This is a genomic window from Pseudomaricurvus sp. ABR4_320 (assembly GCF_056159445.1).
The window spans coordinates 340,712-356,425 of sequence record NZ_JBSWVF010000002.1 but is presented as its reverse complement, the minus strand read 5'-3'; the positions used below and the strand labels follow the sequence as shown (position 1 = coordinate 356,425).

General features: G+C 50.9%; 10 protein-coding genes. 7 read left to right on the top strand and 3 right to left on the bottom strand.

All coding sequences use genetic code 11. The features are described 5' to 3' along the window. Positions 1-73 precede the first annotated feature (73 nt). Positions 74-2,299, bottom strand: a complete 2,226-nt coding sequence (locus ACXAFR_RS04745) for a TonB-dependent receptor (RefSeq protein WP_475172776.1) — start codon at positions 2,297-2,299, stop codon at positions 74-76. 558 nt (positions 2,300-2,857) lie between these two features. Between ACXAFR_RS04745 and ACXAFR_RS04740 the strand changes: the two genes are divergently transcribed. The 7 genes from ACXAFR_RS04740 to ACXAFR_RS04710 all read left to right on the top strand — a co-directional run bounded on the left by ACXAFR_RS04740 (position 2,858) and on the right by ACXAFR_RS04710 (position 11,400). Continuing rightward, positions 2,858-4,900 carry an acetoacetate--CoA ligase gene (locus tag ACXAFR_RS04740; protein ID WP_475172773.1) on the top strand — a complete coding sequence of 681 codons (2,043 nt, stop codon included), beginning with the start codon at positions 2,858-2,860 and terminating at the stop codon, positions 4,898-4,900. Positions 4,901-5,023: 123 nt separating this feature from the next. After that, a complete protein-coding gene (locus tag ACXAFR_RS04735; protein ID WP_475172767.1) occupies positions 5,024-6,301 on the top strand; it encodes a Tm-1-like ATP-binding domain-containing protein in 1,278 nt (425 codons plus the stop codon). 19 nt (positions 6,302-6,320) lie between these two features. Beyond that, positions 6,321-6,791, top strand: coding sequence for an acetyl-CoA carboxylase biotin carboxyl carrier protein (locus tag ACXAFR_RS04730; protein WP_475172761.1), 471 nt, complete (start codon positions 6,321-6,323; stop codon positions 6,789-6,791). Then, positions 6,791-8,167 (top strand): acetyl-CoA carboxylase biotin carboxylase subunit, encoded by a 1,377-nt coding sequence (locus tag ACXAFR_RS04725; protein WP_475172756.1) that lies wholly within the window; start codon positions 6,791-6,793, stop codon positions 8,165-8,167. The genes ACXAFR_RS04730 and ACXAFR_RS04725 overlap by 1 nt, the downstream gene beginning before the upstream one ends. Further along, positions 8,151-9,653 (top strand): hypothetical protein, encoded by a 1,503-nt coding sequence (locus ACXAFR_RS04720; protein ID WP_475172752.1) that lies wholly within the window; start codon positions 8,151-8,153, stop codon positions 9,651-9,653. The genes ACXAFR_RS04725 and ACXAFR_RS04720 overlap by 17 nt, the downstream gene beginning before the upstream one ends. Then, positions 9,650-10,540, top strand: coding sequence for an HAD-IIA family hydrolase (locus ACXAFR_RS04715; protein WP_475172749.1), 891 nt, complete (start codon positions 9,650-9,652; stop codon positions 10,538-10,540). Before ACXAFR_RS04720 ends, ACXAFR_RS04715 begins: the two co-directional genes overlap by 4 nt. Positions 10,541-10,578: 38 nt before the next feature. After that, complete coding sequence (locus ACXAFR_RS04710; RefSeq protein WP_475172747.1) at positions 10,579-11,400, top strand: helix-turn-helix domain-containing protein; 822 nt, start codon at positions 10,579-10,581, stop codon at positions 11,398-11,400. 51 nt (positions 11,401-11,451) lie between these two features. Here ACXAFR_RS04710 and ACXAFR_RS04705 read toward each other — a convergent pair whose 3' ends face one another. Both ACXAFR_RS04705 and ACXAFR_RS04700 read right to left on the bottom strand, forming a co-directional pair. Continuing rightward, the gene (locus tag ACXAFR_RS04705; protein WP_475172742.1) at positions 11,452-14,547 is read right to left on the bottom strand and encodes an efflux RND transporter permease subunit; all 3,096 of its coding nucleotides are present in this window, start codon (positions 14,545-14,547) and stop codon (positions 11,452-11,454) included. Then, positions 14,544-15,707 (bottom strand): efflux RND transporter periplasmic adaptor subunit, encoded by a 1,164-nt coding sequence (locus tag ACXAFR_RS04700; protein ID WP_475172737.1) that lies wholly within the window; start codon positions 15,705-15,707, stop codon positions 14,544-14,546. Before ACXAFR_RS04700 ends, ACXAFR_RS04705 begins: the two co-directional genes overlap by 4 nt. Positions 15,708-15,714: the final 7 nt, after the last annotated feature.

Below are 15,714 nucleotides of genomic sequence, written 5' to 3'. Positions count from 1 at the left end.
ATCGCGGACACAATGCCCAAAGAAGCGGCTATCCTATGGAATAGCCTCGATAGCAGACGAATAGAGATGCCGCTTAAAAATGGTAACCAACCGTTATGCCATAAGAGCGGGGCGGTAAATATGTGCCCGTTATCGTACGGCTGGTGGCAATGGCATAGGAGCCGCCAAGCACCCTACGATCCGTTAGGTTTTTACCCCAAAAGTTGATCGTCATTTTTTCATCTGGCGAGGTAAACAAAATATTCGCGTCGACGATGGTGTAGGCATCCGCCCCCATTACAGGGTCATTAAACTCAGTATAAAACTGCTCACCTTTACCGGCGACGTTAGTCCCCAATGTCACTAAGCCACCCGTTGCCAGGGGAATGTCGTAGCCGACATGTAGGTTATAAGACCATTCAGGGGTGTTACGAGGGACATTACCGGAAAGATCCTCTGCCTGTACGCTGGTACTATCGGCACCAAACAAATCTTCGTTCAACGGATCCAAAGACTCGAACTCGTCAAATTCAATATCGTAAAATGTGGCATTCATATCCAAGGTGAGATTTTCAATCGGCGACCAGCGGCTTTCAATTTCGATACCGCGACCATCAGTCTTTGCGGCGTTCTCCAGTCGAGCCGAAAAATATGGCGGTACGGGAATCGGAAAGGTTCGATCAAATTGAGCATCGTCCACTTGGTACATAAAGGCAGCAATATTGAGTTGCATGGAATCTTCCAAAAAATTTCCTTTAAAACCAAATTCCAGATTCTCGATGGTTTCTTCATCGATCAATGATGGGCTGCGCTCGCCCAGATTCGCTGTCCCAGCTTTAAAACCCTCGGAATAGGTGGCATAGAACAACGAACCTCCCTGTGTTCGATATTCAATACCCAGCTCCGGCGTCAACGCCTCGTAAGATTTCTCATCGTTTTTATAGGGATCAAACTGAGCTTCCGTATCGACCGGCGATGCAACACCAAACAGATTATTGACTTCCCTCTCCTCGTGAGAATAGCGAGCGCCAAGCTTGAGCGCGACGGAATCGGTCAAGTCATACGAAAAATTCGTAAAGGCTGCGTAAGCATCCACTTGCAGATTGGCCAAGACAAACACACGACTGCGAGCCTGCTGCCCTATCGGGTCTCTGCCAATAATCACCCGACTGTCGATATCGTCCGTAAAGTAATAGAGCCCAAACAATCCTCGCCACCGGTCTCCATTAAGATTGAATTGCAGTTCTTCCGACACCTGTTCGTTGTCGATGGTTTGCAACTGCGTTGTGGAGGTTAGCGCGGGAGGAAAATCACCATTGACGGTATCGGAAACATCAAAATCCTGCAGAATCATATTGGAGAATTTACGCCAATTGGTGATGGATTTCACACTGAGCAAATCACTAACATCCCACGTCAAGGTGTTGGTTACTGACGTCGTTTCCAGTGCTGAAGCAGGCACAAAATCACCGCCGACATCCCGTGAATTGACTGAGACATCAGGATAACCGATTGCCTGTAAGCCTGGATTGGTGGTATCAGGAAAAGACGCCCGCACAAATTTGACCGCTTTGGAATTTTCATCTTCACGGTAATACTCAACACCAATCAGGTTTTCAACATTGTCACTGAGAATGAAATTTAATTGTCCTCTCGCCCCTTGCTTGTTCGCATCGTCAATTTCCGTTCCCGTTCCCGTATGTTCACCATAGCCATCTCTGTCCTGATAACGAATGGCCAAGCGCCCGAGAACCGTCTCGGTCAAGGGACCACTGACAGCAGCCTCACCAATTAAATCAAGATCATCCCCCCCCACTGTGACGCGAGTGTAACCCTCAAATTCTTCGGTTGGCTTGGCGGTGATCAAATTAACCGAGCCGCCCGTGGCATTGCGACCGTAGAGAGTGCCCTGGGGTCCGCGAAGAACTTCCATGCGCTCGAGATCGTACAAAGAGGTAAACTGTGCTGCCGCCTGGGAAATAACGGCGCCGTCTACATGTAACGCGACTGAAGGGTCAATACCGGCAAATGAGCTGCTCATTCCCACGCCGCGAATAAATATCTTGGCAAAATTAAAGTCATTACCAAAGGTCATACCCGGAACCATCACCTGGAGATCTTCCAAATTGTTAATCTGGGCATTTGCCAACTGGTCACCACTCATGGCGCTGACGGCCAGACTGACGTCCTGCATATCCTGCTCACGCTTCTGAGCCGTAACCACGATCTCCTCAAGGGCCGCGGCGTTGGCGTAATGAGACACCACAAAGGGTAAGGAAAGTGAAAGACAGAGAGGTTTTATCACAGAGTGATAGTGCATCTTGGTTCTCCAATTATTGTTATAGCATCCAGAGCAAGGATTTTATCGTCAGAGCGCCTCGATAAACGGATCCCACAAGGCTTCAGGAACATGGCTTATGCCCTGCTTCACCGTCAACAGGTCAAGACTTGGCGCTCTGTATTTTTGCCGAAGTGTAGCAGAAATTTGCTTAGAGAAAGCAATCCGCGGCAAATACATTCAGATTACACCCACTCCGCCAGAAAAACTATGCCTCAAACGATGACTTAAATTACGGCCAGCGGAATATCACCCCCTCTTCAAACCCGGTGGCTATTGCTCTTATAGGTGGTCGTCCCGCTCCGTCGAAAATGACGTTCACTGCAGAGGTTAAAACCCGTCAGGCATGTCTCTTCAGCCCACTGAAAACGGCCCACAAAGACCGGGATAATTTTGAAACTCGGCGTTTCACTGAGTGAAATTGTCAGGTTCCAGCCTTTACGTTAACTTACGGCGACACCTACACTGCCGCCATGCAATCGTGATTCGACCGGCGTCAGATCAACAATAAAGACAAGAGCATACGGCTGGAGAACGTGGATGAATGATCAGACCCCAATCTCCCCCAGCAAGGAAATTTGTGAGGGAGAATTACTGTGGACTCCAACTCAGGAGTACCTGGCGAGCACCAGTCTTGCCCGCTATATGCAGTGGCTAGCGTCCGAACGCGATTTAACCTTTGATGGCTACCAAGACCTATGGGAATGGTCAGTTACGGAGGTTGAAGCCTTTTGGGGATCCCTGTGGGAATATTTCGAAATCAATACCTCAGCTCAGCCAGAATGTGTACTGAAAGAGCGAATCATGCCCGGCGCGGACTGGTTCCCAGGGGCTCGCATCAACTACGCGGAACACATTCTGCGTAACGCCACCAAGGCGGCACCTGCGCTTTTGCATTTGAATGAGCGTGAACCTCTGCAGGCGCTCTCCTGGGACAGCTTCGCCAGTGACGTACGCCGCGTTGCCACAGTACTCCGAGAAGCAGGTATTGAACCCGGTGATAGAGTGGTCGCTTACCTGCCAAACCTGCCCCAAACCATGGTCGCCATGCTGGCGACAGCGGCCATCGGGGCAATCTGGTCAAGTTGTTCGCCGGATTTTGGCGTTAATGGCGTACTGGATAGAGTTCAGCAGCTCACCCCGAAACTGATTTTTGCCAGCCTCGGTTATGAATACGGCGGCAAGTATTTTGATCGTCAACAGCAAGTTGTCGACATCGCCAAACAGCTGGACTCACTTGAACAACTGATACTGGTAGGGAATCCGCAGCAACGCAAACCGGATGCAACTATTTTTGAACAGGTCGCTGTCGACGTTAAAACCTGGGAAGCACTGGTTGAGCGTGACGATCCCGGCCAAGCCCACTTCCAATTTGCTCAGGTTCCTTTCAGTCACCCCTTGTGGATACTGTTTTCCTCTGGCACCACAGGCCTTCCCAAACCCATCATTCATTGCCACGGTGGCATCTTGATGGAACAGCTGAAAACCCAGAACTTCCACATGGATAATCAGCGTGGCGACGTCGTATTCTTCTACACGACCACCGGTTGGATGGTCTGGAATGCCCTCGCCAGCGTGATGTTAACCGGAGCGATTCCTGTACTCTACGACGGCAACCCCTCGTTTCCCGATGTCGATGTTCTCTGGCGAATGGTACAGGACAGCAAAGCCAGCTTTTTCGGCTCCAGCCCAACCTTTGTTGAGATCATGAGACGCCAGGGTATTGTTCCCAAAGAACGTTTCGACTTGTCTTCTCTGCGGGCAATTATGTTGACAGGATCCGTTGTCAGCCCGGAAATCAGCGCCTGGCCCTATCAATACGTCAAGGAAGATCTGTGGACCGCATCCGGCAGTGGAGGCACAGACGTGTGCAGCGGTATTGTTGGCGGCGTACCCATTTTACCGGTACGAGCCGGTGAAATTCAGGCCCCCTGCCTTGGCGTTGCTGCTCGATCATATAGTGATAACGGCAGGTCCGTTACCGATGAAGTTGGCGAATTGGTCATCACCCAACCCATGCCTTCTATGCCTGTGGGTTTTTGGGGAGATACGGACAATGAACGTTACCACGACAGCTACTTTGACCTCTTTCCTGGCATCTGGCGCCACGGCGACTTTATTAGAATCAATGCGCGGAATGGCTGCTTTATGCATGGCCGTTCAGATGCAACGCTCAACCGCTACGGCATTCGTATTGGTACGGCAGAAATCTACCGAGCACTGGATACCCTGCCCGAAATCACTGACTCGATCATTGTTAATCTGGATTTGCCCGGCGGACAATTTTTTATGCCGCTGTTTATCCAGTTAGCCGAGGGAGCGAATCTGGATGACGCTCTGCAAACGGATATTAAAAGAACTCTGAAGGAGAAATGCACGCCTAGGCATGTACCCGACAAGATTTATTCGGTCAGCACGATACCAACAACGTTGACCGGAAAGAAAATGGAGGTACCCGTTAGAAAAATTTTGATGGGTGTACCCTTTGAAAAAGCCGCTAATGTGAGCGCGATGCGCGACCCCGACGCCCTAAACTACTTTGTTGATTTTGCCGCGACGAGTGCTGACTACACACTCAGTTAGGCGCTAAACCCGAGCGAATTCCATCTTCGCGAACGACTGTATCAACAGAGGAGTGTTCCGGTAAAGGGTAGGATCATCACACGCACATTGGCCAACGACAACGCCAAATAACAGGTGAATAATATGGATAATAAACCTAGTGTGTTGATGATTGTGACGTCGGACACCAAGCGGGCAGAAGGTGACTATGTTCGCCACAAGCTAGAGGGCGCAGGTCTTAATGTCATCCACCTGGATGCCAGTATCCGTCTCCAAGAAAAGAGTCCCGCGGAAATTCCACCAGAGTTAGTCGCAGCAGCAGCGGGCACCACCGTCGAGGATATCCGAGCATTAAAGCACGAAGGCAAATGTCTGGATCAAATGATTCGAGGCGCGGTGATCTGTGCTCGTGAACTTGCCGCACAAGGGAAAATCAAAGGTGTCATTGGTATCGGTGGCTCCATGGGTACATCCCTCGCTTGCGCCGTAATGCGCGCTCTCCCCTTTGGCATGCCGAAAGTCATGGTATCGACAATGGCATCTGGCATGACTCGCCCATTTGTTGGCACCAAAGACATTATGATGGTGCCATCTGTCGCTGACATTGCCGGCATCAATAAAATTACCGGCCGAGTCTTTGCCAATGCTGCCGCCGCGCTCGCGGGTCCTGTGTTGGCTGATTGGCAAGAGACTGGCGAAGACCATCCATTGGTCCTGATGACGACACTGGGCACAACCGAAAGCTGCGCCAGAAAGATTCGCGAATCACTGCAAGACAACGGCATTGAAGTCGTGATTTTCCATTCTTCCGGCGCTGGAGGGCAAACGTTTGACGAACTGGCCAGCGAGCAAGCTGTTGATGCCGTTATCGATCTGTCCCTCAGTGAGATCAACGACCTGCTTAATGATGGCCTGTGCTCTGCCGGTCCCGACCGTTGTCGCCCAGCCATTCGTCGAGGCATTCCTACAATCTTCGCCCCAGGCAACGTCGATTTCATTATCGCAGGCCCGATCGATGCAGCGCGACAGCAGTTTCCTGGCAAGCGATACCACATCCACAATCCGGCGCTGACAGCCGTTCGCACAGAAGAGCCAGAATTGCGTAAGCTCGCTCACCATATGGCAGACGTGATCAGTGAAGGACAGGGGCCTGTCAGTTTTTTTGTTCCGCTGGAGGGGTTCTCCGCTCACGACAGTGATCAAGGCCACATTCAAGATAAATCTCAACCGCCAATACTCGCCCAACTCTTACAAGAGAGCCTGCCTGAGAGGGTCGACCTACAGACCCTACCTTGCCATATCAATGACGCCGCTTTTGCGGAAGCGATCACGGCAAGGGTGATGCTCTACCTACACCCCAGGCTCAGATCAAAAGAGATTCTCACCGGTAGCCGTAACGATATCCAAGCCATTCGTCACTAACCTAAGCGAGTAAAACGCCATGTTGAATCATCTGGATATTGCCGATTTGGTTGCAGAATTGACGGAAAATAAAAAGTCTTTTGTCGATATCACCAACACCGACCTACACCTGACACTGAGACAAGACGGCGATAGTTGGCTGGCTCAACAATGCTGCCTGAAAACGCCAAACATTATAAATCCAGAGTTTGTGGATCAGTTGCAACAGGCTCAGCATTCTTCACATGCGTCAGAGACAGATGATGCCCACACACAAATCACCGCCCCCCTTCCCGGTGTGTTCTATCGGTCTCCAAAGCCAGGCGCGCCGCCGTTTGTCAACGTCGGCGATATCGTCTCGGAATCGACCCTAGTCTGCATCATCGAGAGTATGAAACTGATGAACTCAGTCTATGCCGGTGTTCGAGGTCGAGTGGCAGAAATTTGCGTCAACAACGGAGAGTTCACCGATAAAAATACGGTCTTACTGCGCATAGAGGAGAATTCCTGATGCCCAACATCAAACGACTTCTTATTGCCAACCGAGGTGAAATCGCCGTTCGCATTATCCGCACCTGTGAACGTCTGGGCATAGAAACCGTGCTGGCAGCCTCGGTGGTGGATCTGGATTCGATGGCCGCAAGGCTGGCGAATCAAACCGTTTGTATCGGGCCAGGACCATCCAGTCAAAGCTATCTTTGTGTGGATAACATCATTCGGGCGGCGCAGCAAAGTGGCGCTGATGCGCTTCATCCAGGATACGGATTCTTATCCGAGAACCAACAACTGGCTAGGGCTTGTCGTTTAGCGGGAATAGGGTTTGTCGGGCCAACCCCAGAACACCTGGAGGCCATTGGCGATAAACTAAAAGCCAGAACCCATGCCGTTGCGGCAGGACTCCCAATTGTGCCGGGAGGCCCGGCGGACTCCCCGGAAGCCATTCACCAACAGATTGCTGCCTGCGGTTTTCCCATGCTCATCAAAGCCGTCGGTGGCGGCGGCGGTCGCGGTATGAAAGTCGTAGAGCATGAAGAAGATCTACCCGCGGCGCTTGATATCGCCATTGGAGAGGCACAATCCGCATTCGGTGACCCACGGGTCTACATCGAACGCTTTGTTCGCTCCGGCCGCCATGTGGAAGTTCAGATATTAAGCGACGGTCACCACACCATTCATCTCGGAACTCGCGATTGTTCCGTGCAACGCCGCTATCAGAAACTCCTGGAGGAGGCACCCGCACCGGCGCTCACCGACAGCTTGCGTGCAGAGATGCATACTGCCGCAGTCAACTTCGCAAAACATCTTGGTTATGTTGGTGCGGGCACCGTAGAACTCTTGGTCGATTGTGAACGGCAAACGTTTTACTTTCTGGAGATGAACGCCCGCATACAAGTGGAACACCCCGTCACCGAAGCCATCAGCGGTATCGATTTAATTGCCGAACAAATAGCCATCGCAGAAGGAAGAACATTAAGACTCTCCCAAGACGATATTCAACTCCAAGGCCATGCGATTGAGTGCCGTATCAACGCCGAAGACTGGCACAACAATTTTCAACCCAGCCCCGGAATTGTTTCGGCAAGTTGGTTTCCCGTATCCGAATATTTGCGAGTGGACACACACATCCAACCGGGTGCCAGTGTACCGCCATTTTACGATTCCATGGTGGCAAAGGTTATCGCATGGGGCGAGGACCGCGAAGCCGCCAGACTGCGCCTCTCACGAGCATTACAGAACTGTCGAATTGAGGGAATCACTACAAACATCCCAATGCACACCACTCTACTGGAAGATCCCGGCTTTGTTGACGCTGGCTCAGACACGGCCTACTTCTCGCAATTTCTTTCCCGCAAAGCTCAGGAGGTATCCAATGTCGTCAACGACTAACGTCAGCGCGAAAAAAACCATTCGTATCGTCGATGTCTCTATTCGTGACGGCAACCAGAGCCTATGGGGATCTGTCGGACTAAATACCGCTCGCGTCGCCAGCATTGCCCCCACCATGGAGCGCGTCGGCTTTGACGCCTTGGATATCACATCCAGCACAGCAATGGGCATGGAAGTACGAACCTATAAAGAAAATCCCTGGGAAAGGTTACGACTGTTGCGTCGACTGATGCCATCGACCCCTTTCCAATTTATCGGCACCGGCATTCGATTTATTTCGTGGGAGGCACAACACCCAGAATTCTTGCAACTGGTCTATGACAGATTGGTCGCCAGCGGTGTTGATCGCTACGTGGTGCTTGATCCAATGCATGACGTTGACGCCATGCGACGCACGTCCCATATGTACAAGCAGGCTGGCGCAACCACCGTGATAGCCGCATTGGTCTTTACCATCAGCGATCTCCACACCGATGAATGGTATGCAAACCTCGCACAGACCTTGGCCGCCAGTCCTGACATCGATCGCTTCTACATCAAGGACCCGTCCGGTTTACTGAGCCCCATGCGAGCCCGAACACTCATCACCGCTGTACAAGCTCGCATAGAACAAAAGCCCTTAGAGCTTCACTCCCACTGTATTATTGGACAAGCGCCACTCACGTATATCGAAGCAGCAGCTACGGGCATCTATGGATTGCACGTCGGCTCAGGGGCACTTGGCGAAGGCGCCTCACTACCCGAAGCCAGGCGCACGGTTAGAAATTTACAGCAGATGGGCTATGAGATAGATGTTGATACAGAGGCACTGACCCACGTCTGTAACTATTTCACTGAACTGGCGGAGACAGAGATGTATCCCAAAGGCAAACCGCAATCCTTTGATGCTGCATTCCTAAGGCACCAGGTCGCAGGCGGTGTAATGGCAACGACGCGCCGACAATTAGCCGAGTTAAAGCTGGAGCACCTCTTCGACGCCGTTATTGAAGAGGTCAATGATGTACGGGCGGAACTGGGATATCCCATTATGGTAACGCCCTTCCCTCAGATGGTTTGCACGCAAGCCCTGTACAATGTGATCGGTAAGGAGCGCTACGACAATATTTCCGATCAAATTATTATGTACGCTCTGGAAAAATTTGGTCGTCCGAGCTCCCCCATTGCACCGAATATACTGGACAGAATTCTCAGCCTCCCCCGCGCACGAGAGCTCGCGAAAAACTCAGAACTCATTCCTCTATCAGAAACCCGAAAAAAATTCCGCAACGGCATCAACGATGAAGAACTCTTGCTGCGCGCCGTCCTTCCGGAGGAAATGGTTGATGAGATGATCCTCAACACCAAGGTCAACACCCACTACAATCCCAAGGCAAGAAAAATACGTAACGCCATCAGGCAGCAATTATTACCACCAACCACATACCCCACTGAAGACGATATTCAGATCTCTTTTTCTCAAGCTAACGACGAAGAGGTATCACCGTGAGCGCCCCTGCATTTTCATCTGTGATGAAAAGAGAGAAATTCGCACAGTGCAAAGGATTTCTATTCGATTTGGACGGCACTCTCGTGCTGGGCAATAAACTCAACCACGGTCTGCAACCAATACCTGGCGCGGTTGAATTTCTACAACGACTGGACGCTGACGACTTCCCCTATGTGATATTCACCAACGGCAGTCTGCGCTCACCAACAGACTATGAGAAGAGTTTACAGGCGCTGGATTTTCCAATTCCGGCGGGACGTGCGATGACACCCATAAACGGTGCGATCGCGACCTTCACAGCTAAAAAGTATAAAAACCTGCTGGTTCTGGGCGGTGACGGTATGCTGATACCTTTGCGTGCATCTGGATTTAATGCTGTTCATATTCGTGATCTTGTTGACAAAAAGGTAACGGTTACCACCCAATTTGATGCCGTCCTCGCTGGCTGGTATCGAGATTTCACAATGGATGACCTGACTCTTGCCTGCGCGGCTGTCGAGGCAGGAGCCAAGCCCTACAGTTGTTCCGACGCCCTTCACTTTGCCACCGCCGGCGGTAAAGCGCTGGGATCATCCCGAATTATTTCTACGGTGATTCGAGAAGTGACTGGGGTTGACGCCGAAGTCGTCGGAAAACCCTCATTAATCGGCTTGCAGTGTGCGGCTGACATCTTAGGCATCGCACCCCATGAATTGGCGGTTGTAGGCGATGATCCAGAACTGGAAATCGTCATGACTTTGCAAGGGGGAGCCTTCGGTATCGCCGTTTGTACAGGTCTCGCCAATCGCGAAACCTATGAAACCCTGCCAACAACGCAGCAACCAGATATGCTGGTAGACAGCATCCGCGATGTAATGGCACAGTATCTCTCTGTCTTCACAGAATGACGATAATCGGCCTAGTCACAGCCGAAGAGATACACACCATGAGAGATTACAAGGTCAAGGAAATCCATTCTCTGGTCAGAGGACTGGACGTTCTGCGCACCTTACAAACCATGCAGGCGGCCAGCCTGCACGACCTGTTTCTCGCGACGGGGATACCCAAAAGCACACTCACGCGCATTATTCACACCCTCAGCAAACAAGGGTATGTGTGGCAGCGTATTGCCGATAGCGCATTTATTGCCAGTTACAGCTTTCGCTTTAATTTGCGGGAATGCTCTGATCCGAATTGGATCGCTGAGATTGCTTCGCCTCATCTCATCGCACTTTGTGAGCGTTGCAAATGGCCGTCTACCTTATCGGTTCCACGGCTGGACTATCTTGAATTGGTCGAAACCAACAGCCCCAAATCCTATTTTGATGACGTAGAACTCGGGCCAGTTGGCTATCGCGCCAACCTGTTGCGCTCGGCGTCGGGTCGCGCGTACATGAGCTTTTGCTCTGGCGCCGAACGGCGGGCAATCATTAACCGTTTAAAAACCAATCCGTTAGCCGGTAATGAACTCGCCTTCGATGAAAAAGCCATTGCAAGCTTTGTCGACAAATATCGAGCCCAGGGTTACGCCCTACGCGCACCAGATTTTGGCGGCCACTATGCGGAGACAAGAGAAACCTTTGACGATAGACGGGAATCTCTCGCGGTTCCTATCGTTGTTGAAGGAAAAGTACTTTGCATCGTTAACATCACATGGAAAATCCACGTGATGAATATCGAAAAGGCAGTCAGCACACTGCTATGCCCGCTTCAGAAAACCTCAGCTGATATCGCCAAGGATATCTCCCTGCGACTGCGCAGCGTCTGACTTCTCATTCAATCTTCGACGCCATACGGTTGCACTACCTGCATCTCAGTCTCACATTTTGGGTGAGATCGTATCACCGTCCATAGCCGCAAGTTCCAGAGATCGAGAGGAATTACTGGCTGCTCGATGATCTTTAGCGAGCAAGCTGTATACGGTCGGCAAGATAAACAGCGTAAAAAATGTCCCCACAAGCATCCCCATAACCACCACGATACCAATGGCAAAACGACTGTTAGAACCCGCCCCGCTGGCAAACAGTAATGGAACCATCCCGGCAACCATAGCCGCCGTAGTCATCAATATAGGACGCATTCTTACACGTGCCGCTTTGACTATCGCGGCCCCTCGATCCAGTTGCTCGCGAACTTGAATATCATTCGCAAAAGCAACCATCAAAATTCCGTGTTTGGAAATCAATCCTATCAGCGTGACCAACCCTATCTGAGTGTAGATATTGAGCGTCGTAAATCCCAAGTACAAAGGAACAAGTGCTCCACAAATCGCCAGTGGTACAGTAACAAGAATAACAAGAGGATCGCGAAAAGATTCGTACTGGGCAGCCAGCACAAGAAATATGACGATTAACGCAAACACAAAGGCGACCATAAGACGATTGCCTTCCATCACATATTGGCGACTATCGGAAAGCCAATCGACACTTGTTCCAGAAGGTAATGATTGCCGCTGAAGAAATTCCACCGCTTGTCCCATTGTAACCCCTGGTGCCAGTACTGCAGACAAGGTCGCTGAATTCATTTGATTGAACTGCGGCAGACTGTTTGCTTGCGGCTTGACCACCACATCAATAACCGTTGATAAGGGGATAAGATCACCTGAGTCTGCTTTGACATAATAGCCTCCCAGGTTTTCCGGCGATAAGCGCTCAGTCTCCGGCACCTGAGTGATCACATCATAGGAACGATCATACCAGTTAAAGCGGTTAATATAATTCTCACCCACCAAGACCGCCAACGTATCAGCGATGGCCTGCATAGTGATGCCCAGCTCACCCGCTTTAGCTCGGTTGATACTAACCCTTGCCTCGGCACTATCAAACGCCAGATCACTGTCAACGAAACTGAATAAGCCACTGCCCCAAGCCGCCCCTTTTAAACCTTCCATCGTCTGGTAAAGCAGAGAAAAGTCGTCGGAGGAACGAATGACCATTTGTACTGGTAAGCCACCACTACCAGCCGGTAAAGGTGGCGGCGGAAAAATTGCAGCAAATACACCCGTCAAGCTCGCAACTCGGCCACTAAGCTCTCCCTGAATTTCCGCTGAGCTGCGAGTACGATCCTGCCATTCCTTCAAAATTACACCACCGAAGGCACTGCTTTGAGCCTCCAATCCATTTGCCATAAAACTGCCGTCATATTCTGGCAATTCAGCAAAAATCTGACTCACTTGCTCCGTATTTCGGGAGGTATAGTCGATATTGGCATACTGAGGGGCTTTAACCGACGTGAAGATATACCCGTGGTCTTCAGGTGGTGCCAACTCACGCTTCACACCTAAAAATAAAAGTACAATGCCCGCGAATACAACTAACGCCACACCGAGTACAGTAGGCTTAAATATCAGCGTTCTGGCAAGAAAAGATTCATACCGTCTTTCCAAACCTGCCACATTGCGCTCAACGAATTTGGCGAACTTGCCATCTTGAACTTTATCGTTCAGTAACCAAGAGCTCATCATGGGCGACAGTGTCAAAGCGACAATACCCGAAACGAACACTGCCCCAGCCAGTGTAAATGCAAACTCCCGAAATAATGCTCCGGTCAGCCCCTCAGTCATTCCAATCGGCGCGTAGACAGCAGCTAAAGTTATCGTCATTGCAATAACGGGAGCCACGATTTCGCGCGCACCGATAAACGCAGCGCGAACCGGCGACAAGCCTTCTTCGATGTGCCGATGAATATTTTCGACGACGACAATCGCATCATCGACCACAAGACCAATCGCCAGTACCATGGCAAGTAAAGTCAGGATGTTAAGGGAAAACCCAAAGGCAAGCATCAAAATAGCGGTTCCTATGAGTGATAACGGAATCGTAACCACTGGAATAATGACAGCCCGTAGGGATCCCAGAAACAGGAAAATCACAATGATAACAATCGCGACTGCTTCAATGAGAGTTTTAGAAACTTCATCGATGGACGCGTTAACGAAATGTGCGACATCAAATTGACTCCGCACCGTCAACCCGGGTGGCGCCACTCTCTGAATATCAGGCAAGATTTTCTTGATTTCTCGAACGATTTCCAGCGGATTTCCGTCCGGCGTCGGCGACACGGAGAAACTGACAGCTCTCTCCCCGTTGCTGTTAAACGTGGTATCGTAATTTTGCCCACCAAGCTCAATGGTCGCGACATCCTCCAAACGTACTAGACTGTTCGCCGTGTCGCTGTTTCTGAGAACCATTTTTCGGAAGTCCGCCAGGTCACGAAGGTCTGTTGCGGCCGTAACGTTTATCACCGTATCGCTGCTTTTTAGCTGTCCCGGTGCGGCTTGAATGTTATTCTCCCTTAACGCTGCGGCAACATCACCAGCAGACAATCCCCGTGCCGCCAGCTTCTTTGGATCGATCCAGATGCGCATGGCGAGGGTTTGCGCGCCTCCAAACTCTACCGAAGCAACACCAGGTACCGCCGTTAGTAAGGGCTCGGCAACCCGAGTGGCAAAATCAGTAATAACAGGTATCGGTAAGCCTTCACCGACAAACGCAATATACTGAACCGCTGACGCTCCATCAGTAATTTTGTTGATAACGGGGTCATTCACCCCTTCCGGCAAACGATATTTGACCTGCTGTACTTTTGCCAAAATTTCTGTCATCGAACGGTCGGCATCAGCATTAAGGACAAGTTTCGCCTTAATCTGGCTGCGCCCCTGAGTTGAGGTCGAAGTTAGATATTCAATGCCACTGGCAGTAGAAACAGATTGTGCAATGGGCGTTGTAACAAATCCCTGCATTACGTCCTGGGTTGCCCCCGGAAAATCCGTCGAGATGACAATGGTTGCGCTTTCCATAGCCGGGTATTCACGTATAGGCAGAGATAACAGAGAACTAACGCCGACCAACAGTAACAGTACACTGACGACGATTGATAGTATCGGACGACGTATAAACAGATCCGTAAAAGTCATTGCCTACTCTCCCCACCCGGCAGGAGTTTAGAAACTTGTACACGAGCTCCAGGAGATACTTTCAATTGCCCCTCTGCAACAACGACATCACCCGCCGTCAAACCCTCGCTAACCACAGCATAATCACCCAGACGTCGAGAGATTGTGACCCGAACAAATTCCACCTGACCACCTGCCGAAGGATCGTCACCACGGATCACCACCACACTATCACCCGCGGCAGTCGTTTGGATCGCTGTTGCTGGTAACACCAATTGACGTTTTTGTATGGGCAGATGCAGCCGCGCATCAACGAACATTCCAGGACGCAACATCTTATCGGGATTCGGCAGAGTCGCACGAACAGCAATATTTCGTGTATCAGGATCAATTCTTGGCTCGATGGTTGTCACTGTCGCAGTAAATTGACGATCTGGCCAAGCATCCACGGTTACGTCAACTGGAAGTCCTTCGTCTATCCAGCGCAACTGTTGCTGGGGCACACTGAAATCCAAATAGAGACTTCGCGTATCAGTGAGTGAAACGACAGAGTCACCAGGCTGAAGGTACTCTCCGAGATCAATTCTGCGAATGCCAATCTGCCCGTCAAAGGGTGCTCGAATCTGCTTTTGCTCAATAAGAGCATCCAATTGCTTTACTTCCGCCAGAGCTTGATCATATTCGGCAGTACGCTGATCAAGAACCTCACGCGATGTCGCATTGGTTTTGACCAAGTTTTCTGATCGCGTCAACTGGGCTTTAGCAAGCTGAACACGCGCCTCTGCAGCCTGTCGATCTGCTCGCTCTGGCGCATCAAACAACTGCACCAACGGTCTACCCGCTGTCACCATTTCACCAGCACCAAACGCTATAGCGACGACACGTCCCGAAGTCTCCGGTGTCACTGTCACTTCTTGCACGGCACGCAGTGAGCCAATCGCATCGATGTACATAGGTACATCACTCGCTTCAACCTTCAGGGCGGCAACAGCCGCCGGAGGCCAGGCGCCACCGCTCTGCCCAGATGCTCTCAATGCTTTCCAGCTGTATAGTCCGGCAAAAATGGCTATAGCACATAGAATCCCCATGACTGTTATAAAAGTGACGCGGAGACGCCCGGGGTTGGATTCAACGGCTGTATCCAGACCACCCTCCTTGTCACCAACAGAAGCATTTGCCATATCACAA

Bases quoted from the DNA above. Each gene is read 5' to 3' on its own strand.
- ACXAFR_RS04745 (WP_475172776.1), bottom strand. From the start codon at position 2,299: ATGCACTATCACTCTGTGATAAAACCTCTCTGTCTTTCACTTTCCTTA.
- ACXAFR_RS04740 (WP_475172773.1), top strand. From the start codon at position 2,858: ATGAATGATCAGACCCCAATCTCCCCCAGCAAGGAAATTTGTGAGGGA.
- ACXAFR_RS04735 (WP_475172767.1), top strand. From the start codon at position 5,024: ATGGATAATAAACCTAGTGTGTTGATGATTGTGACGTCGGACACCAAG.
- ACXAFR_RS04730 (WP_475172761.1), top strand. From the start codon at position 6,321: ATGTTGAATCATCTGGATATTGCCGATTTGGTTGCAGAATTGACGGAA.
- ACXAFR_RS04725 (WP_475172756.1), top strand. From the start codon at position 6,791: ATGCCCAACATCAAACGACTTCTTATTGCCAACCGAGGTGAAATCGCC.
- ACXAFR_RS04720 (WP_475172752.1), top strand. From the start codon at position 8,151: ATGTCGTCAACGACTAACGTCAGCGCGAAAAAAACCATTCGTATCGTC.
- ACXAFR_RS04710 (WP_475172747.1), top strand. From the start codon at position 10,579: ATGAGAGATTACAAGGTCAAGGAAATCCATTCTCTGGTCAGAGGACTG.
- ACXAFR_RS04705 (WP_475172742.1), bottom strand. From the start codon at position 14,547: ATGACTTTTACGGATCTGTTTATACGTCGTCCGATACTATCAATCGTC.
- ACXAFR_RS04700 (WP_475172737.1), bottom strand. From the start codon at position 15,707: ATGGCAAATGCTTCTGTTGGTGACAAGGAGGGTGGTCTGGATACAGCC.